This is a genomic window from Bradyrhizobium sp. SUTN9-2, assembly GCF_003122645.1.
Lineage (GTDB): Bacteria > Pseudomonadota > Alphaproteobacteria > Rhizobiales > Xanthobacteraceae > Bradyrhizobium > Bradyrhizobium yuanmingense.
This window is the reverse complement of record NZ_LAXE01000001.1, coordinates 6221264-6240795: the sequence shown is the minus strand read 5'-3', so window position 1 is coordinate 6240795 and position 19532 is coordinate 6221264. Positions and strand designations below refer to the sequence as shown.

General features: G+C 65.2%; 20 protein-coding genes and 1 pseudogene. 11 read left to right on the top strand and 10 right to left on the bottom strand.

Going from position 1 to position 19532, the window contains the following annotated elements:
- Positions 1 to 86: 86 nt before the first annotated feature.
- The 7 genes from XF30_RS28865 to XF30_RS28835 all read left to right on the top strand — a co-directional run bounded on the left by XF30_RS28865 (position 87) and on the right by XF30_RS28835 (position 7752).
- Positions 87 to 1622: an ABC transporter substrate-binding protein gene (locus tag XF30_RS28865; RefSeq protein WP_109144553.1), complete on the top strand. Its 1536-nt coding sequence runs from the start codon at positions 87 to 89 to the stop codon at positions 1620 to 1622.
- 7 nt (positions 1623 to 1629) lie between these two features.
- Complete coding sequence (locus tag XF30_RS28860) at positions 1630 to 2580, top strand: ABC transporter permease (protein ID WP_036025925.1); 951 nt, start codon at positions 1630 to 1632, stop codon at positions 2578 to 2580.
- Positions 2567 to 3439 (top strand): ABC transporter permease, encoded by an 873-nt coding sequence (locus XF30_RS28855; RefSeq protein ID WP_109144552.1) that lies wholly within the window; start codon positions 2567 to 2569, stop codon positions 3437 to 3439. The genes XF30_RS28860 and XF30_RS28855 overlap by 14 nt, the downstream gene beginning before the upstream one ends.
- Positions 3436 to 4428, top strand: coding sequence for an ABC transporter ATP-binding protein (locus XF30_RS28850; RefSeq protein ID WP_057026784.1), 993 nt, complete (start codon positions 3436 to 3438; stop codon positions 4426 to 4428). The genes XF30_RS28855 and XF30_RS28850 overlap by 4 nt, the downstream gene beginning before the upstream one ends.
- A complete protein-coding gene (locus XF30_RS28845; protein ID WP_074447511.1) occupies positions 4425 to 5396 on the top strand; it encodes an ABC transporter ATP-binding protein in 972 nt (323 codons plus the stop codon). The genes XF30_RS28850 and XF30_RS28845 overlap by 4 nt, the downstream gene beginning before the upstream one ends.
- Before the next feature lie 75 nt (positions 5397 to 5471).
- On the top strand, positions 5472 to 6539 hold the full coding sequence (locus XF30_RS28840; protein ID WP_036004489.1) for an alcohol dehydrogenase: 1068 nt from the start codon (positions 5472 to 5474) through the stop codon (positions 6537 to 6539).
- A gap of 133 nt (positions 6540 to 6672) precedes the next feature.
- A complete protein-coding gene (locus XF30_RS28835) occupies positions 6673 to 7752 on the top strand; it encodes an isocitrate/isopropylmalate dehydrogenase family protein (RefSeq protein WP_109144551.1) in 1080 nt (359 codons plus the stop codon).
- A gap of 33 nt (positions 7753 to 7785) precedes the next feature.
- On the opposite strand, the gene XF30_RS28830 is transcribed toward XF30_RS28835, so the two are convergent.
- From XF30_RS28830 to XF30_RS28820, 3 genes are all read right to left on the bottom strand, one after another.
- Positions 7786 to 8607 carry an enoyl-CoA hydratase gene (locus XF30_RS28830; RefSeq protein WP_036025898.1) on the bottom strand — a complete coding sequence of 274 codons (822 nt, stop codon included), beginning with the start codon at positions 8605 to 8607 and terminating at the stop codon, positions 7786 to 7788.
- Between the two features lie 298 nt (positions 8608 to 8905).
- Positions 8906 to 9277: a helix-turn-helix domain-containing protein gene (locus XF30_RS28825; RefSeq protein ID WP_020608151.1), complete on the bottom strand. Its 372-nt coding sequence runs from the start codon at positions 9275 to 9277 to the stop codon at positions 8906 to 8908.
- 29 nt (positions 9278 to 9306) lie between these two features.
- Positions 9307 to 10356 carry a LysR family transcriptional regulator gene (locus tag XF30_RS28820; RefSeq protein ID WP_036025896.1) on the bottom strand — a complete coding sequence of 350 codons (1050 nt, stop codon included), beginning with the start codon at positions 10354 to 10356 and terminating at the stop codon, positions 9307 to 9309.
- 485 nt (positions 10357 to 10841) lie between these two features.
- Between XF30_RS28820 and XF30_RS28810 the strand changes: the two genes are divergently transcribed.
- The 4 genes from XF30_RS28810 (at position 10842) to XF30_RS28795 (ending at position 14265) form a co-directional block, all read left to right on the top strand.
- On the top strand, positions 10842 to 11108 hold the full coding sequence (locus XF30_RS28810) for a hypothetical protein (protein ID WP_025034806.1): 267 nt from the start codon (positions 10842 to 10844) through the stop codon (positions 11106 to 11108).
- A gap of 206 nt (positions 11109 to 11314) precedes the next feature.
- Positions 11315 to 12046 carry a cytochrome c biogenesis CcdA family protein gene (locus XF30_RS28805; RefSeq protein WP_036004503.1) on the top strand — a complete coding sequence of 244 codons (732 nt, stop codon included), beginning with the start codon at positions 11315 to 11317 and terminating at the stop codon, positions 12044 to 12046.
- Positions 12047 to 12189: 143 nt separating this feature from the next.
- Complete coding sequence (locus XF30_RS28800; RefSeq protein WP_036025895.1) at positions 12190 to 12462, top strand: hypothetical protein; 273 nt, start codon at positions 12190 to 12192, stop codon at positions 12460 to 12462.
- Between the two features lie 255 nt (positions 12463 to 12717).
- Positions 12718 to 14265 carry a peroxidase family protein gene (locus tag XF30_RS28795; RefSeq protein ID WP_109144550.1) on the top strand — a complete coding sequence of 516 codons (1548 nt, stop codon included), beginning with the start codon at positions 12718 to 12720 and terminating at the stop codon, positions 14263 to 14265.
- A 79-nt stretch (positions 14266 to 14344) separates the two neighbouring features.
- Here the strand turns inward: XF30_RS28795 and XF30_RS28790 are convergent, their stop codons facing one another.
- The 7 genes and pseudogenes from XF30_RS28790 to XF30_RS39545 all read right to left on the bottom strand — a co-directional run.
- Positions 14345 to 15400 carry an ABC transporter substrate-binding protein gene (locus XF30_RS28790; RefSeq protein ID WP_036004511.1) on the bottom strand — a complete coding sequence of 352 codons (1056 nt, stop codon included), beginning with the start codon at positions 15398 to 15400 and terminating at the stop codon, positions 14345 to 14347.
- Positions 15401 to 15404: 4 nt separating this feature from the next.
- Positions 15405 to 15737 carry a hypothetical protein gene (locus tag XF30_RS28785; protein ID WP_036025891.1) on the bottom strand — a complete coding sequence of 111 codons (333 nt, stop codon included), beginning with the start codon at positions 15735 to 15737 and terminating at the stop codon, positions 15405 to 15407.
- Positions 15734 to 16492, bottom strand: coding sequence for an ABC transporter ATP-binding protein (locus tag XF30_RS28780; protein ID WP_036004517.1), 759 nt, complete (start codon positions 16490 to 16492; stop codon positions 15734 to 15736). The genes XF30_RS28785 and XF30_RS28780 overlap by 4 nt, the downstream gene beginning before the upstream one ends.
- Positions 16489 to 17295, bottom strand: a complete 807-nt coding sequence (locus XF30_RS28775) for an ABC transporter permease (RefSeq protein WP_036004520.1) — start codon at positions 17293 to 17295, stop codon at positions 16489 to 16491. Before XF30_RS28775 ends, XF30_RS28780 begins: the two co-directional genes overlap by 4 nt.
- Positions 17292 to 18113 (bottom strand): ABC transporter permease, encoded by an 822-nt coding sequence (locus XF30_RS28770; RefSeq protein ID WP_225127429.1) that lies wholly within the window; start codon positions 18111 to 18113, stop codon positions 17292 to 17294. The genes XF30_RS28775 and XF30_RS28770 overlap by 4 nt, the downstream gene beginning before the upstream one ends.
- Positions 18114 to 18267: 154 nt before the next feature.
- Entirely contained in the window at positions 18268 to 19089 is an 822-nt protein-coding gene (locus XF30_RS28765; RefSeq protein ID WP_036004523.1) for a FadR/GntR family transcriptional regulator, read from the bottom strand.
- A 226-nt stretch (positions 19090 to 19315) separates the two neighbouring features.
- Positions 19316 to 19486: pseudogene (locus XF30_RS39545) on the bottom strand (sensor histidine kinase); the annotation flags it as partial.
- Positions 19487 to 19532: the final 46 nt, after the last annotated feature.

Genomic DNA, 19532 nt, shown 5'->3' with positions numbered 1-19532 from the left:
TCTTGCCGAGGCGGGCATTTGTCGCCAAGCTCGCTTCCGAGTCATTCACGATCCGAAACATCGGACGAGGGATCCCGGGAGGAACCATGACGAACGCGGCGGCCTTGGCACGCAGGCGCGTGCCTATTTTCCTCGTTGCGGCATTTGCACTGGCTACGCCAGCGCAGGCGCAGAAATCGGGCGGCAGCATCACCGTCGGTCAGGAGCTGGAGATCGCAGGCTTCGATCCGCTCAAGGTCGGCGTCTACGACACCTCGACCTTCACCGCTGCCGCCGCGATCTTCGACACGCTGACGACGCTGAATGACAAGGGCGAGGCCGCGCCGAAGCTCGCGGTGTCCTGGAGCCATTCCGAGGACTACAAGACCTGGACCTTCAAGCTCCGCGAAGGCGTCAAATTCCACGACGGCACGCCGTTCAATGCGCAGGCCTTCAAGGAGAATTTCGACCGGCAGAAGGACCCCGCCAACAAGTGCCGCTGCGCCTTCTACATCACCAACGTCAAGGAGGTGCTGGCGCCGGACGAATACACAATCGTCTATAATCTCACCGATCCTTCCGTGAACCTGCCGGCGACGATCACCATCCAGAGCCAGAACAACGTCATCCATTCGCCGACCGCCTGGAAGACCAAGGGCGACGATTACAACCGCAATCCCGTCGGCACCGGCCCGTACATCCTGAAATCATGGACCGCCGGCGACCGCATGGTGCTGGAGAAGAACCCGAACTACTGGGACAAGGGTCGCCCGTATCTCGACCGCATCGTCCTGAAGCCGCTGCCCGACGCGCAGTCGCGCTTTGCCTCGCTGCAATCGGGCGAGGCCGACATCATCTGGGATGACGAGAACGACGCCGACAACATCATGAGGGCGCAGAAGGACCCCAAGCTCACCGTGCACACCTACAAGGGCTCGGGCGCGCAGGTCTACGCCTTCAACACCAAGGTGGCGCCGTTCGATGACGTGAGGGTGCGGCAGGCCCTGGTGATGGCGATCGACCGTCCCAAGATGTCGCAAGCGATCAGCAACGGCCTGAGCCGGCCCGCGAGCAATCCTTACGGCGACGGCTCCTGGGTCAAGTGCAAGGACGACGGGGCGCTGCCGTTCGACGTTGAGAAGGCCAAGGCGCTGATCAAGGAGTACGGCAAGCCGGTCGAGTTCAAGATGCTGGTGACGGCGACGCCGCGCGGCCGCATGGTCGGCCAAGTGCTGCAGCAATTCTGGAAGCGCGTCGGCGCCAACATGGAGATCGAGCAGGTCGACCAGGCCACCATTCCGACGCGCGCCTTCACCCGGCAGTTCCAGCTGACGCCGTGGCGCATCGTCGATCTCGCCGATCCCGATCCGCAGATGTACGCGAATTTCCGCAGCGGCAGCCCGCTGGCGCTCGCCGGATACGCGAACCCCGAGCTCGACAAGCTTCTGGACCATGCGCGCGTCACCGCCGACATCGGCCAGCGCACCGAGGATTATTGCGCCATCAGCCGTCTGATCAACAAGGAGGCGATCTGGTTCTGGACCTTCCAGAATACCTATTACGCGCTGTCCAGCGCCAAGCTGAAGGGCTTTCCGAAGATCTACAACGGCGTGATCGACGTCTCGACCACCTGGCTGGAATGACCGCGCGATGCTGAACTTCGTCGCGCGGCGGCTGCTTGCCATGCTGCCGGTCCTGCTCGCCGTCTCGTTGCTGACGTTCCTGATCGCCTCGCTGCTGCCGGGCGATCTCGCGCTCGTCATCCTGGGCGATCAGGCAACGCCGGAGAACGTCGCGGCGCTGCGCCGCGACATGGGACTCGACCAGCCGCTGTGGTGGCGTTACCTGAGCTGGCTCGGCCACGTGGTGCAGGGCGATCTCGGCCGCTCGTTTCGCACCGGGCAGACGGTGCTGCAGGCGGTGGCCGAACGCATCCCGGTCTCGCTGCAGCTGATGCTGATGGCCGAGTTCATCGGGCTCCTGATCGGTGTTCCCGTTGCGATCGCCTGTGCCGCGCGCGCCGGCGGTGCGTTCGACCGCTTCATGACCGGCAGCGCTTTCGCGATGCTGTCGATGCCGTCGTTCCTGACTGCGATCCTGCTGATCTATCTGTTCGCGGTCGAGCTGCGCTGGCTGCCGGCGACCGGCTATGTGCCGTTCACCGAGGCGCCGCTGGCCAATTTGCGCTTCTTCGTGCTGCCGGCGCTGACGCTGGCGCTGGCGGAATGGCCGGGCATCATGCGGGTGCTGCGCTCCGACATGATCGCGACGTTGCAGGAGGACTATATCGCGCTGGCGAAAGCAAAGGGTCTCAAGCCATCGCGCATCCTGTTGGTGCATGCGCTGAAGCCTTCTTCGCTGACCCTGGTGACGGTGACGGGCATCAATATCGGTCGCCTGCTCGGCGGCACGCTGATCGTGGAAACGATCTTCGCGCTGCCCGGCATCGGCCGGCTGCTGGTCGGGGCGATCTACACCCGGGACCTCGTCATTCTCCAGGGCGTGGTGCTGCTGGTCGCCTGCGGCTTCGTCATCGTCAATTTCATCGTCGACATGCTCTATGCCGTGCTCGACCCCAGGATCCGCCATGGCCACGCTTGAGCTGTCGATCCAGGACGAGGAGGTAGCTGCGCCGGTCGGCCGCAAGCCCAAGCTCGGCCTGTTGTTCTGGATCGCAAGCGCCTGGGTTGCGATCATCCTTTCGCTAGCGATCCTGGCGCCGGTGCTGCCGCTGCAGAACCCGACCGATATGGACATGCTGGAACGGCGCGCCGCCTTCTCCGGGGAACATTGGCTCGGCACCGACGGGCTCGGCCGCGACGAGCTCGCCCGGCTGATCTTTGGTGCGCGGGTGTCGCTGACGGTCGGGCTGATCGCGCCCATGATCGGCCTCCTCGTCGGCGGCGCGCTCGGCCTGCTGGCCGGCTATTTCCGCGGCCGGTTCGAGACGCTGGTGGTCGGCAGCATGGATGTGTTGCTCGCCTTTCCGCCGCTGATCTTCGCGCTCGCGGTGGTCGCCTATCTCGGGCAGTCGGTCCCCAACCTCACTATTGTCCTCGGCGTGCTCGGCATTCCCGCTTTCATGCGCGTGGCGCGCGCGGCGACGCTGACGCTGGCGCGGCGAGAATTCGTGATCGCCGCCGAGGCGTTAGGGGCGAGCCATGCGCGCATCCTGCTGCGCGAGCTGCTGCCGAACGTCATCCTGCCGCTGCTCGCCTTCTTCCTGCTCGGCGTCGCCGTCACCATCGTGGTCGAGGGCGCGCTGTCCTTCCTCGGCCTCGGCGTGCCGCCGCCGATGCCGAGCTGGGGCAGCATGATCGGGGAGGGACGTGACAGTCTGGACGTCGCGCCGCGCCTCGCCTTTCTGCCGGCGGCAGCACTGTTTGCGACCGTGCTGGCGTTCAACCTCGTCGGCGACACCTTGCGGGCTCTCACCGACCCACGTCAGGGGGCACTGTGACCGCGCCGCTCCTGGCCATCGAGGATGTCGCGGTCGAGCTGCCGACCCCGCGCGGAAACCTGCGCGCGGTCGATCACGTCGACCTTTCGCTGCAGGCCGGCCGCACGCTCGGAATCGTCGGTGAATCCGGCTGCGGCAAGACCATGCTCTCGCGCGCCGTGCTGCAGCTGCTGCCGAAGAAGGCGAAGCTGACGGGCCGGGTGATGTTCGACGGCGAGGATCTGGTGCGGCTCGAGCCTGAAAGCCTGCGGCGGCTGCGCGGGCGCGACCTCGCGGTCGTATTCCAGGACCCCATGACCTCGCTCAACCCTGTGCTCACCATCGGCACGCAGCTGATGGAGACGATCCAGGAGCACCTCGAGCTTGACGCTCCCGCCGCGAAGGCCCGCAGCATCGAGCTGCTCGCCGCCGTCGGCATTCCCGCCCCGGAGCAGCGGCTCGCGCAATATCCGCATCAATGCTCCGGCGGCATGCGCCAGCGCATCGCGATTGCGATCGCACTGTCCTGCGAGCCGAAGCTCCTGATCGCGGACGAGCCGACCACCGCGCTCGACGTCACCATCCAGGCGCAGATCCTCGATCTGCTCGCGCGCGAGCAGCGCCGCCGCCACATGGCGATGATCATCATCACCCACGATCTCGGCGTCGTCGCCGGCCGGGCCGACGAGGTCGCGGTGATGTATGCCGGCCGGGTGGTGGAGCGCGCGCCGACGCAAGCCTTGTTCAAGCGCATGCACATGCCCTACACCGAGGCACTGCTGGCGGCGATCCCGAAGCTCGATACCGCGCCGCATACGCCGCTGCCGGCGATCTCGGGCCGTCCACCCGATCCGACGCGCCCGCTGAAGGGCTGCTCCTTCGCGCCGCGCTGCAGTTATGCCGGCGGGCGCTGTCATGAGGCCAAACCGGTCCTGACCAGCGCCGAGGTGTCGGGACATCTCTATGCCTGCTTCCATCCGATCCGGATGACGGAGGGGATCGAGGCATGATGCAGCTTGCCGCGCGCCCCGCGCCGCTTCTCAACGTCGACAATCTCGTGGTCGAATACGGCCTCGGCAACAAGATTGTTCATGCCGTTTCCGGTGTCAGCCTCCAGGTCGCGCGCGGCGAGACGCTTGGGCTGGTCGGCGAATCCGGCTGCGGCAAGTCGACGCTCGGGCGCGCGGTGCTGCAACTGCGCCGCGCCAAGTCCGGCCGCGTGATGTTCGACGGCGAGGACCTCACCGCGATGGAGGGCGAGGCGCTGCGCCGGATGCGCCGCCGCGTGCAGCTGATCTTCCAGGATCCGATTGCTTCGCTCAATCCGCGCCGGCGCATCGGCGACATCGTCGCCGAGCCGCTGATCATCGCCGGGATCAAGGATGCCGCCGAGCGCAAACGGCGCGTTCACGAGGTGCTCTCCGCGGTCGGGCTCGACCCCGATCTCGTGGCGACCCGCCTGCCGCACGAATTCTCCGGCGGCCAGTGCCAGCGCATCTGCATCGCGCGCTCGCTGGTGCTCAACCCGGAATTCATCGTCTGCGACGAGCCGGTGTCGGCTCTCGACGTCTCCATCCGCGCGCAGATCCTCAACCTGCTGGAGGAGATGAAGGCGCGCTTCGGCCTGACGCTGCTGTTCATCGCGCACGACCTCGCGGTGGTCAAAGCGGTCAGCGACCGCGTCGCGGTGATGTATCTCGGCCGGCTCTGCGAGGTCGCCCCCTCCGAGCAATTGTTCGCGCGGCCTGCGCATCCCTACACCGCGCTGCTGTTGCAGGCGATCCCGGTGCCGGATCCGGACGTGCGACCCGCCGAAAGTGTGGCGGCCGGCGAGCCGCCATCGCCGATTGCGCCGCCGTCCGGCTGCCGCTTCCGCACCCGCTGCCCGCGCGCAGATCAGCGTTGCAGCGCGGAGATACCGGAGTTGCGCCAGGTCGCACCCGGCCAGTTCGCGGCTTGCCACCATCCGCTGGCCTGAACTAAGACCGGTTTGTCTGGTCGCGCCGACCATGGCATGGTGGCGCGACAACAAGAAGCATGCGGGAGGACGCCGATGAAGAGTTTCAAGGTTGCCGATTTCAAGGCACCGCTGTTGGAGGTCGACGAGGCGACGCCGCAGCCCTCGGGCACACAGGTGCTGATCAAGGTGAAGGCCGCCGGCGTCTGCCACAGCGACCTCCACATCTGGGAAGGCGGCTATGATCTCGGCCATGGCCGCAAGCCGCTCTCGTTGAAGGACCGCGGCATCAATCTGCCGCTGACCATGGGCCACGAGACGGTCGGCGAAGTCCTCGCCTTCGGCCCCGACGTGAAGCCGACCGACCAGGGCGACCTGAAGGTCGGCGATGTCGGGCTGGTCTATCCCTGGATCGGCTGCGGCAAATGTGCCACCTGCCTCGCCGGTGACGAGAACATGTGCCTGACGCCGCGCTCGCTCGGGGTCTATTGCGACGGCGGCTATTCCGATCACATGCTGGTGCCGCATCCGCGCTACCTGCTCAATCTGAAGGGCCTCGATCCTGCAACGACCGCGCCCTATGCCTGCTCGGGCGTCACCACCTACAGTGCGCTGAAGAAGGTCGAGCAGCATTTCGACACGCCGATCGTGATGTTCGGCGCCGGCGGCCTCGGCCTGATGGCGTTGTCGCTGCTCAAGGCGATGGGCGGCAAGGGCGCGATCATGGTCGATATCGACGCGAGGAAGCGCGAGGCGGCGGAGAAGGCCGGTGCGCTTGCGACCGTCGATCCCAAGGCCCCTGACGCGCTGGAGCAGCTTGCCAAGAAGGCGGGCGGCCCTATCCGCGCCGTGATCGACCTCGTCGGCAACGCTGCTACGACGCAGCTCGGCTTCGACTGCCTGACCAAGGGCGGTAAGCTCGTCCTTGTCGGCCTGTTCGGCGGCGGCGCGACCTGGGCGTTGCCGCTGATTCCGATCAAGGCGGTGACGATCCAGGGCAGCTATGTCGGAAACTTGCGCGAGACGCAGGAGCTGCTCGACCTGGTGCGGTCGAAGAAGGTGCCGCCGATCCCGGTGACGCCGCAACCGCTCGCCAAGGCCAACGACGCGCTGCTGCAATTGCAGCAGGGCGCGGTGGTCGGGCGTACGGTGCTGACGCCGTAACGAATGCTCTCTCCCTCGTCATTGCGAGGAGCGAAGCGACGAAGCAATCCAGAATGTCTCCGTGGATGCAGTTCTGGATTGCTTCGCTTCGCTCGCAATGACGACCTGGTTGACACCTCCCTTGAGGCCTTAAATGTCCGCAAACAACGCCTTCCACATTGCCGTGCTCGCCGGTGACGGCATCGGCCCTGAAGTCATGGCGCCGGCGCTGGAGGTGCTGCGCAAGGTCGGCGAGAAGTCCGGCCTCGGCTTCCGCTTCACCGAGGCGCCGGCCGGCGCCAACCATTATCTCGCGACCGGCAAGTCGATGCCGGATAGCACCATCAAGCTCTGCGAGGAGGCGGACGCGATCCTGCTCGGGGCCTGCGGCCTGCCGTCGGTGCGCTACCCCGACAACACCGAGATCGCGCCGCAGATCGAGCTGCGCTTCATCTTCGATCTCTATGCCGGCGTGCGCCCGGCGCGCCTCATTCCGGGCGTGCCGAGCCCGATCGTCGGCGCGGACCAGCGCGGCATCGATCTCGTCGTGATCCGGGAGTCCACCGAGGGCCTGTTCGCCTCGATGGGCAAGGGCGTCGTCACCCATGAGGACGCGCGCGAGACCATGGTGATCACGCGCAAAACCTCCGAGCGCCTGTTCGAGTTCTCGTTCCGCCTTGCCGAGCGGCGCAAGGCGCGCGGCAAGCCGGGCGCACTCACCTGCGTCGACAAGGCGAACGTGTTCAAGGCCTTTGCGTTCTTCCGCGGCATCTTCGACGAGATCGAGAAGAAGCATCCTGGCGTGAAGACCGACCGGCTCTATGTCGATGCCTGCTCGGCGATGCTGGTCAAGCGTCCCTGGGATTTCGACGTGATGGTGATGGAGAACATGTTCGGTGACATCGTCTCCGACATCACCGCAAGCCTGATCGGCGGCCTCGGCATGGCGCCGTCCGCCGACATCGGCGACAAGCACGCGGTGTTCCAGCCGTGCCACGGCACGGCGCCTGACATCATGGGGCAGGGCAAGGCAAACCCCACCGGGATGATCCTGTCCGCCGCGATGATGCTGGATTGGCTCGCCGACAAGCACGGCATCGAGAGCGCTGCGGAAGCCGGCGAGACGATCGAGCGTGCGGTGGACCAGGTCTATGCCGGCGGCATCAAGCCGATGGAATTCGGCGGCGGCAATGGCACGGCTGACATCACGAAAGCGGTGCTGGGAGCGCTGTAGGGGCTGTGCTCCTGGCCTCTCTCCACGACGAAATTACTTCCCCCTAAACTGCGGCTTCCGCTTTTCCATGAAGGCCTGCCGGCCCTCGCGGAAATCCACGCTGTCCATGCAGGCATTGCCGATCACCTTGATCGCCTCCATGTCGCGCCGGCTCTCGTCCTTCAGCACCTGCGCGATTGTGATCTTGGCCGCCTTGATCGCGAGCGGGGCGTTCTGCGCGATCGTCTCGGCCATCGCCATGGTCTCGCCCCAGAGCTCGCCTTGCGGAAACACGCGCTCGACGAGGCCGATGCGCAGCGCCTCGGCGGAATCGATGCGCATGCCCGTATACATCAGCAGCCGCGCCCAGGACGGCCCGACCAGCGACACCAGATGCCGCAGGCCGTCATAGCCATAGGCGATGCCGAGCTTGGCGGCGGGAATGCCGAACTGGCTTTCATGCGAGGCGAGGCGGATGTCGGCGAGCATGGCGACCTGCATGCCGCCGCCGAGGCAATAGCCGTCGATGCAGGCGATGGTCGGCTTGGGATAATCGGCGAGCAGCGCGCGCTGGGCGGCGCTGCGCTTGGCGTATTGCTCGGATGCCGCCGCATTGTGCCTCACCTTCTCGAACTGGCTGATGTCGGCACCCGAGACGAACGCCTTGCCGCCGGCGCCGCGCAGGATCACGACGCGCACCGTGTCGTCGTCGCGCAAGGCCGTCAACGCCTCGCCAAATCCCTCCCACATCTCCAGCGACATCGCGTTGCGCTTGTCGGGATTGTTGAAGGTGATCACGCCGACGCCATCGGCCGTGTGCGTCAGAATCTTGCCGTCGGCGTAAGGTGTTCCGGTCGTGCTGATAACGTCTGGCATCGCGCGCTCGCTGCTCGGTGGCGAGGCGCAATGTGCGGCGCAGGCGCCGCCGCGGTCAACCGGCGCGGGAGAGCAGAGCCTGCATCCGCCTGTGCTGCGATTGCATGGCGCGCGGCGTTCGACGGAGGCGGAAAGGTCGGGGGAAGACCGCCAACAAAAAGGGGCGGCCATGCCGCCCCGAGACCGGCCGCGCGCGGTTGCGCGCAGACATCTTTCGGCCGATCTCGTGCAATCCGGCCGCGCCCCCGTGACGCGGCGGATTGAACGTCGGCCGTGAAGGCCGGACCGTCGACCGGCCTCAGCTCTCGTTCGCCGCGATCGATTCCATCAGCGAGACGAGCTGACGCTGCACCGTCTGATCCTTGATCTTGCTGTAGGCGCGCAGCAGGCGGAGGCTGAAGGCCGAATCGAGAAAGAGCAGGCTCTCGACTTCGCGGGCCTTGTTGTCGCCGTCGTAGAAGAAGGTCACGGGCACATCGAGGGCGGAGGCGATCTGCTGAAGCCGGGCCGCGCCGACGCGATTGACGCCCTTCTCGTATTTCTGCACCTGCTGGAAGCTGACGCCGAGCTTCTCGCCGAGCTCGGCCTGCGAGATCTTCATCTCGACGCGCCGCAGACGGATCCGCTTGCCAAGCTCGATGTCCGGCTTGCCCGCGCTGCGCTGCTTCATTCTTTTGGCCGCTGCTTTCATCTCTGTTTTCACCTTTGTTCTTCGGTTGAAAATCCCCCGAAGAGCTGGGTCAGGGGTTCGCCCATATACGAGTCCTTGAATTCATGCGGGTGCACGAACTCTTCCTTAAACCACGGGAAGCGGGCCGGATTGAAAGCCTCGATCAGCCAGTCAATCATGTGCCGCACGCGCGGGATACGGCCGCTACCAGGGTGGTAGGACAGCCAGATATCCAGCGGTCGGTTCAGCTCGACCTCCAGTGGAATTAATTTCCCGCCGAGCGCAATGGCGTAGCTCGGGAAGACGCCGATGCCGGCGCCATTCGCGACCGCCCAATAGTTGGCGCTCGAGACGTTGGTCTTCATGACCAGAAGGTCACGTTCGGACACGCCCGGGAAGAAGCTTTCGAAGGATTCCTTGGCGGCGAGCTGGTCGGCGAATTGCAGCACCAGACGATGCTTGATCAATTCCGCCGCCGAGCGCGGCGCGCCATGCTTTGCGATGTATTTCTCCGAGGCCCAGAACATCAGATGCATGCGGCCGAGCCGCACCAGCTTGATGTCCAGCGCCGAGGGACGGGACAGATGAATGGCGACGTCGGCCTCGTGGCGCGAGACGTCGGCCGAGCGCATCGCGCAATGCAGGTCCACCAGGATCTTCGGATAGGCCTGCTGGAATTCGACCAGGCGGGGGGCAAGCCAGAATGTGCCGAGCCCCTCGGTGACGGCGACGCGGACCTCGCCCGACAGCGCGTTGGCCATCGAATCGCTGGCGCGCAGCACGTCGAAGGTGGCTGCCTCCATGCGCTCGACGGCGGAGACCACCAGGGCGCCCTCATCGGTCAGATGGGTGCCGTGGACGTCGCGCGTGAATAACGTGGTGCCGGTCTGGCGTTCGAAATCGTCGATGCGGCGCCGCACGGCGTTGATCGACAGAGACAGGCGCTCGGCCGCCGAGCGAAAGCTTCCGCATCGGACGACTTCCAAGAATATGCGGGCGGCGTCCCAGTCGGAGAGGCCGCTGATATTTGTCTTTGGGCGTTCCTCCAGAGGAACGCCCCTTTCCGCCAAGGAGTGCATACAATTCCCTTTGGAACGCTAAACTGGCAGAATCTGGCGCAAACCACAACCACGACGGGTTGGGGAACGACGAGTTTTGAACGTCATCCTTACTACCTTAGGGCGGTATTTGGATGCTCCCATGGGCTGGGAATTCGGGCGAGGCTAATCGGCTCGAGTGAGGGGTATGACGTGAGTTCCGTTGCGAGCCGCGAGATGGCTGCGGGAGTGCCGGCGCTGACTGCAATGAACGGTCTTGCGCAGGAGTCGGTGCTCTTCGCCGTTGCTGGATCAATCGCACCGCGTCAGGCGTTCGCTCCCGGAGCATTGCTGCGGTCGCCAAAGGCGCCGCATGGCGATGCGAGCGGGAACCCGGTTCCACAGCAGAAACACACTGAAATCAGGTTCGAAGGCGCAGTCGCCTCGTGCTATCTATCGTCTTCCATGGGGGCCGAAGGGGGCGTGACAGATACGTCTCGCAGGCCGAATTAACGGAAAGAACGCCGGTGTCGCATTCAGACGAACAGTTGCAGTCGGTGCTGGAAACGCTCGAGGAGTGCCGCAGGGTTCTCAATGCCTGCAACAGCCGCGAGTCGGCCGAGATGCTGTCCATCGTCATCCTCGACGTCAGGATGAAACTGAAAGGAATCGACAGTGCCGATCTCAAGGCGCTGTGCGACGAAATGCTGCGGAGCGCTGCCAGCGAGCCGCCGCCCCCTTCCAAGCAGACGCAGGACCAGCCCCGGCGTCCGCTGCTCCGCGTGGTGAAGTAGCCGCGCCGCCCAATCTCGCTTTCCGGCGAGGTTTGTGCGCGTCCCGATGCCGCATCTGTGATCACGGAGGGCATCGGGCGGAGCCCTGGCTTTGTGCGCCTCTGTTGCGCATTCTCCGGCATGGGCTACACCAGAGCCGGTTCGGCTCCGGGCCGGGCGCGTTCCCTGCGCGCCCTGACGGGGCCTGAGATGGCTCCGATTGCATCATGCAAAATGTTTCGATTCCGGCCGCACTGATTGCCGGCCTCGTCAGCTTCCTCTCGCCTTGCGTCCTGCCTCTGGTTCCGCCCTATCTGGTTTACCTCACGGGCGCCACGATCGAGCATGTCGAGAGCGACGAGCCGGTCGCGGCCTCCAAGCGCGCGATCATGATGTCGGCGCTCCTGTTCGTGCTCGGCTTCTCCACCATCTTCGTGGCGCTCGGCGCCAGCGCTTCGCTGATCGGCGGGCTGATCCGTGCCTGGTCGGCGGAGCTGTCGATCCTCGCCGGCATCGTCATCATCATCATGGGCCTGCACTTTCTCGGCCTGACGCGGATCGGCTTTCTGATGCGGGAAGGACGCCTGCCGATCCCCAAACCGGTCGGCCTGTGGGGCGCCTATATCATGGGCCTCGCATTCGCGTTCGGCTGGACACCCTGCATCGGCCCGATCCTCGCCGCGATCCTCTCGGTCGCCGCGGCGGAAGCCACGGTGACGAGGGGCGCCGGCCTGCTCGCGGTCTATTCCGCGGGCCTCGGCATCCCATTCCTGATCGCCGCGCTGATGATCGAACAGTTCTCCGCACTGTTCGCGCGCATGAAGGGCCACCTCGTCAACGTCGAGCGCGCCATGGGCGTCCTGATGGTGCTCACCGGCATCGGCTTTCTCACCGGCGCGGTCTCGAATGTGAGCATCTGGCTGCTGGAGACGTTTCCGGTGCTGCAGACGATCGGTTAGGGCGCGCGGGGACCGGGTTTTCACGGACGAAAAAGTAGAGGAACCGTTGAAAACGGTCAGGCATGCTGCCACGGAACGACGATTCCAAACCTTTCCGGTCCCGAGGCGTTGCATCGGGGGACAATTCGCATGGTGGAGATCACGTGACCAAGACACTGCGCTTAGAACCCCTGTCGGACAACGCGGCGTTGGTTGCCTGGCAATTTTTGGGGCAGCCGCTGCAGGAGTGGCCGAGCTGGGTTCAGTCGAATTGCTCGCTGCAGAAGGATGCCGACGGAAAATTCGAGCTTCGGCACGAGCGGCGCAGCGGCACCCAGATCGTCTATCTCGGCGAGTGGCTGGTGAGAGATCTCGATGGCGGCGTGGACTTCTACACGGACGCTGAGATCTGGTCGCGGTTCGCTGCCAAGCGCTGACGCGCTGAGAGATTCAGCCGACGCGTCGATCGCGCCTTAGTCTTTCCTGCTCGAGCTTCGGACGATCAAAAGCCTGTGTGGCTGGTGGGGCAAAAAGCCTCGCGGTAGGAGCCGCCCAGAGAATGCAATCTGTAGTAATATTTCATCGTACTACACCCTGAGGGGCAATTCTTCTGAACGTATACTGAAACGAGAATTTTGGAAGCGACATCTTCGGCGCCCCTCTCCCCTAAAGCATTTGAGCAGGAGCAAGCGATGGGAACCGACGTGAATGTTCATCCCGGTCACGGCAAGGCCGGACGTCAACCGACGCGACAATTTCTGGATACGCTTTCCGGACACGACGATCCGGGCATGTTTGGCCGGATGTTTCCGACCCTGGAGCCGCTGGCTGTCGACGACGGTCCGCTGCGCGAGCTCGCCGACGCGATGAAGGATCCCGCCCCCGGCGACGCCGCGGGAAACAACCTCAATGTCCCCGCGGGTTTCACCTATCTCGGCCAATTCGTCGATCACGACATTACGCTCGATCTGACCTCCTTCGGCGAGAAGGAAGCCGATCCGACGGCGGTCACGAATTTCCGCACGCCCGCACTCGATCTCGACAGCGTCTATGGTCTCGGCCCCGACGGCAGCCGTCATCTCTACGCGCGCAATTCGGCCAGCGACAGCGGCAAGACACCGGGCCCCAAGCTGCTGATCGGCAAGACCGTCAACGTCGATGACATCACCGGCGATCATCGCAACGACCTGCCGCGCAATCCCGAGGGGTTTGCCCTGATCGGCGATCACCGCAACGACGAGAACCTGGTCGTCGCGCAAACCCACCTTGCGATGCTGAAGTTTCACAACAAGGTCTGCGATCAGCTCGCGGCGTCCGGCAAGCCGCCGGGCGAGATCTTCGAGGAAGCGCGCCGGATCGTGACCTGGCACTACCAATGGATGGTCCTGCACGATTTCGTGGAGCGGATTACCGAGAAGGGGATCGTCGCAAAGATCCTCGAGCAGGGGCGGCGCTTCTACCGCTTCAAGAAGATCCCCTACATGCCCGTCGAGTTTTCGGGCGCCGTCTATCGTCTCGGCCACAGCATGGTGCGCCAGGTCTATAGCCACAACCGGATCTTCACGCCCGGCCCGGGCGGGATTCCTGCAACTCTCGATTTGCTGTTCAGGTTCACGGGACTTTCGGGAGGAATCATCGGAGATCTCGCACCCAATCCGATTCAGCCGCCGCTCCCGCTTCCGGTGCTTTCGAGCAACTGGATCATCGACTGGCGGCGCTACTTTCAGGTGCTGCCGAGCAACCCTGCGGGCGTGACGCTCAATCCCTCCCGCAAGATCGACCCGTTCATCGTGCCGCAACTCCATACCCTGCCTGGTGACGGCGGCAGCCTGCCGTTCCGCAACCTCAAGCGCGGCGTGTTGCTCGGATTGCCGTCCGGGCAGGACGTCGCCAAGGCCATGAAGATCAAGAATCCGCTGACGCCGGAAGAAATCTCGAAGGGGAGCGACGGCGCCGTGGCGAAGAAGCATGGCCTGCACCAAAACACCCCGCTCTGGTACTACATCCTCAAGGAGGCGGAGCAGCGGGGCAGCGGCGAAAGGCTCGGCCCGGTCGGCGCGACCCTGCTTGCCGAGGTCTTCGTCGGCCTCGTCCATGGCGACCACCAGTCGTATCTCTGGCTCAAGGGCAAGACCTGGAAGCCGACGCTGCCGTCGCAAGTGCCGGGCGAATTCACGATGGCCGACCTGCTGCGTTTCGTCGGGGATATCAGCCCGATCGACGGCATCTCGACCGTCTAGACCAGACGCCCGCCAGCGTTGCAGACGATGGGCCGGACCGGCGCGCATGGCGCGCCGGTCTGGACGTTTGCAACAATGCTCAGGGCTTGAACACGTAGCCCGGCGTGATCGCCGCCGTCTCCGGGATCGGCGGCAGGTCGGCGAACAGCTGAGGACGGTCTTTCATGACCTTGAGAATGTGCTTCGGCTCAATATGCGCATTGACGTCGAAGGTCGATTTGAGGATGCCGAGCCGGGTGAGCCGGTCCTGGGCGCTCCACAGCGCGCGGTAGTTGTTCGCCGACAGCCGGCGGTCCGCCTGCTGGATGTTGAACTGCATCGCGGCCTCCGCGACCTCCTGCTTCAGGCCTGGAATCCAGCGCGTGGCGACTTGTGCCGCCAGCTTCGGGTTCTTGCGCATCCATTGGTCGGCCTCGGAGACGGCGGCGAGGAATTTCTCGATGGTCTCGCCGTTGGCCTGCACCCATGGGCGCAACGCGACGTTGAAGCCGATATAGGAGATCACGTCGCCGCCCCGAATGATCTCGACGGCGCCCGGCACGTCCTTGCCCGCGACGATCGGCCAGGGGTCCCAGCCCGAGAACGCGTCGATGCCCTTGGCGAGCAGGGCGACGGTCATGTCCGGGGGCGGGGTGTTGACCAATGTTACGTCGTCGGGTTTCAGTCCGGCCTTCTCCAGCGTCGCTAGGATGTAGAGATGGTTGATCGTGCCGAACGACGCCGCGATCTTCTTGCCCTTCAACGTCGACAGGTCGCCCTTGACGATGCCCGAGCCTTCGCGCGCGATGATCGCCATCGTGGCATCGGAGCCGGCCTTGGTGGCGTTGCCGCTGTAATTGCCCAGCGCGACGAGGTCCATGCCGCGCAGTACCGCGCCGATCATGGGTACGCCGACCTGCACGATCTCGCTCTCGCCGGCCTGCAACGCGTTCAGCGCGTCGACACCGGTGGCGTAGGGGCGTGCGATCGTGACGTCGAGCCCGTACTTCTCGAAGAAGCCGCGCTCGAGCGCGATAGGCAGGCCAATCTGGTCGATGCCAGTGACCATGCCGGCCTTGAGTTTCGTCAGGGTTTGGGCGCTTGCCGGCACCATGCCGGCGAGAAGCGCCAATCCAAGCAGCAAGAGTCGTTTCATAGTCTCAGCCTCCCTCTTTTATCGGCCCCACCGCCGTCACCCAATAGGGCCGGGCCACGGCATTGAGGTCCGTTCTTTTGACACCGCGCAGCTCGATCGAATGCTCGTCCGTGCCCGAGACGCGTCCGTATTGCTGGAAGGCGAGCACGTGGAAACGCTCCGGCGTGAACGGCAGCTCGATCTGCACGTTCACCTTTTCCGACGTGCCCGTGAGCTGCGGCGAGATCTTTCCGGGCGCCGCGATGGTCAGCCAGAGCTGAAACAGCGCCCATGCCGCAATTGCGCCGAGCGCGATGCGCAGCTTGGGTGATCGCAGGGCTTCGGAGGCGATGCTCATGCTGCGCGCACCATCTGCAGCACGCGCGCCGAGAGCTGCTTGAACTCATCATCCCTGACGAGATCGTCCCAGATGCGAGGACGCGGCAGGTCGACCGCGATCTCGTCGAGCACGCGTCCCTTCGAGAGCACGACCACGCGATTGGCGAGAAACACCGCTTCCGACACGTCATGGGTGATGAAGATCACCGTCGGCTTGCGCTCCTGCCAGATGCGCGTCAGCTCCTCCTGGAGCGTCATGCGCGTCTGCGCGTCGACGCTGGCAAACGGCTCGTCCATCAAGAGGACGTCAGGGTTGTTGGCGAGTGCGCGCACCACGCCGACGCGCTGCTGCATGCCCCCGGAAAGCTCGTTGGGATAGCGGTGCGCCGCATGCGAGAGCCCGGCAAGCGCGAGATATTCATGCGCGATGCGGTCGCGCTCGGCCTTCGGCACGCCGCGCATCTTCGGCCCGAAGCCGACATTGTCGAGCACGGTCTTCCAGGGAAACAGCGCGAACGACTGGAACACGACGCCCCGCTCGGGGCCGGGCCCGTGCACCGGCTTGCCGTCGAGCAGGATGTCCCCCTTCGAATAGGGAATGAAGCCGGCGATCATGTTCAGGATCGTCGTCTTGCCGCAGCCGGAGGGGCCGACCACCGAGATGAACTCGCCGGGCTCGACCTCGAGTGAGACGTCGTGGACGGCGGTGACATGCGCGCCTGCATAAGGGTCGAAATAGGTCTTGCCGAGATTGCGCAGCGAGAGCGTCTTCATGATGTCACTAATCCCCAACGCTGGCCGGTCGCACGCTCGAGCGGGGCGAGAATCCAGGCGTCCACGATGTACCAGAGCAGTCCGAGAATGATCATGCCGAGGATGATCTCGACGGTCGACCCGGCGCGGCGCGCATCGAACATCATGAAGCCGATGCCCGACGTGCCGACGATCATCTCGACCGCGATCAGCGCGCGCCAGCCGTAGCCGAGTCCGTTGCGCAGGCCGGTGATGATGTTGGGCAAGGCGCCCGGCAGCGTCACCTCCCAGAGCACGCGCGCCCGCGAAGCCCCGAGGCTCAAGGCGGCGCGTGACAGATCGCGCGGTACCGATTCGACGCCGAGCACGGTGTTGAGCACGACGGGGAACAGCACGGTGTAGACGATGACGAAGGTCATCGTCGTCAGACCGAAGCCGAACCAGATCAGAAGGATCGGCAGCCAGGCGATGTCGCCGATGGCCTGGAAGAACAGCAGCACCGGCCAGCAGATGCGATGCGCCCAGCGGCTGGTGCCGATCAGGATGCCCAAGGGTATGCCGAGCGCCATGCCGACCGCGGCGCCGGTCGCGAGCCGGATCAGGCTGTCCTGGAGATAGTCCGGCAGGATGCCCTTGTAGGTCAGCGTGAAGAATGCGCGGATGACGTCGGCCGGGCCGGGGAAGAACGCGCGTGGAAACAGCCCGGCCTCGCTGACCGCGGTCCACAGCGCCAGCACCGGGATGAAGGGAATGATCGCGGCGATGCCCGGCCAGCGCCGGGTCAGGCGGGCATAGCCGGCCCAGATTTGCAGCAGGACGTTCATGCGCGCCTCACCATGCCCCAGCGCTCGATGGTCGCGCGTTCCAGCGGGACCAGCAGCAAACGGTCGATCAGAAGCCAGAGCACGCCGATCACGATCATGCCGAACACGATCACCTCGGTGCGGTAGAAATCGCGCGCGACGAACAGCATGTAGCCGAGCCCGACATTGGTCGCGATCATCTCCGCGGCGATCAGGCCGCGCCAGGCAAAGCCCAGGCCGGTGCGAATGCCGGTGACGATATTGGGCAGCGCGCCCGGCAGCAGTACTTCGGTCAGCAGCGCCCAGCGGCCGGCGCCGAGCGAGGCGGCAGCGTTGCGCAGCGTGTGCGGGATGGTCCTGACGCCGAGAAGCGTGTTGTAGGCGACGACGAAGAATACGGCGTTGAAGATCACGAAGACGATCGCGCCGAAACCGTAACCGAACCACAGCGTCGCGATCGGGATCCAGGCAATGCCGGCGAGCACCGAGAAGAACCGGAACAGCGGCGTGAGAAAGGCCGCGACCGTCGGGCTGACGCCCATGGCGATACCGAGCGGCACCGCGGTGGCGATGCCGATTAGGGTCCCCAGGCCGACGCGCAAGAGGCTGGCGCCGACATGGGCGAACAACGTGCCGTCCCGGATCGAGTCAAGCGCGGCGGTGCCGACCGCGCCGACCGAGGGAAACACGCGCGGATTGACGTTGAACAGCGGGATCACGGCGGCCCAGACCGCGACCAGCGCAAGCAGCGGCGCGACGAACATTGCAGCGCCGGCCAGCGAGTTGACGCTGCGCATCAGCCGCGACGATCGGCCTTTCAGACTGCCCGTCAGCTGCATTCGACCTCCCTGACGCTCAGCTATGCCTGTACCGGCATTTCCCACTGATCATTGCTGGTATCGTAGCCGCGTCTCGCGCAATCGCATATCTGTATCGGTTGCGACCCTCCTCGCGATCCGCGCGGAGCGGGGATCCGGGCCGAGCCCCCTCATGTCACGGTGCATGGCGCTTTCTCTTGCGGTTGAGGCTCGGCTTCCTGACGGCGCGCAGGGTCGATCCATCCGCCTTGCGAGCCGCCGCGGCGATAATGGTCTTTCGGTTCGACAGCTTCGATCGGGTGTAGCCCAGCAGCCGTTCCATCGCGGCGCGCGCCTTCTCCGGGTTGCCGCTCTCGATGGCCCGCGCCGCCGTGACGTGGTTCGGCAGATTGTCCTTGAACCAGCCGCCGGGGCCGCCGACGGCAACGGTGAAGACGGTGCCCAGAATGGTATCGATCGCGCCGCGAAAGCCCTGGAGGACCGGATTGTGGGTCGCGTCCAGGATGGCGAGATGGAAAGCCTTGTCGGCAGCGAGGGCGCTGGCCTGGTCCTTTGCAGTCTGCATCGCCGCCAGGGCCGTATCGATCCGCCAGCGGTCGTTCCTTGTTGCACGCTCGGCCGCAAGCGCTGCGGCAGCGGGCTCGATGATCGAGCGCACCTCCTGGATTGCCAGCAGAAGGTCCCGATCCGGCTCGTCCTGACCGACCAGCCAGCTCAGCACGTCGCGGTCGAGCAGGCTCCATTCGTGGCGCGGCAGCACGTGCGTGCCGTGGCGCGGCCGCACGCTGACCAGACCTTTGGCGGCGAGCGTCTTGATGGCTTCGCGCACCACGCCGCGCCCGACTCCGAAGCGGGCTTCGAGCTCAGGTTCCGGCGGCAGGGCTGTCCCGACCGGAATGAGATCCTGCGCGATCTCCCGGCCGAGCGTCGTCAGCACGGCGCGAATGCGGCCGGGCTTGATCGGCTTGTCGACGGGGCTCGGGCGCGCTCTTGCCACTCGTACGTTTCTCCCGTCCGGCCTGTCGCGGCTGGTTCGTTTGTCTTTGGCTGCCACGCCCGGCAGCTGCAATCATCGGATGTTTAACATCGGATGAATGGATGAGGGCAAGCGCAATTGTCGCAGCACCCCCGTGTTGCGCTGCGATATGCGCTTGAACCGCGGATCAAAGCGTCTCCTCCAGCGCGCAGGTCACGTGCAGACGACGCCGCGCGGCAGGGCAAGCCCCCGTGATCCGCTGCACCTCGGCATCGAGTACCATGCGTATGCTACGCAGCCTTTCCAGCACACGGCGCGTCGCCTCGCTGCGATCCTGACGCTAGTTGTCATAGGCAAGGCCCACCGCGAAAACGATCAGCGGCAGCGTCGTTCCGGCCCCCTGCAGCGCGCTCCTGATCCCCGCAGACCTCGCGCCTCCGCCGCACACCGAAGTGGCGAGTTGC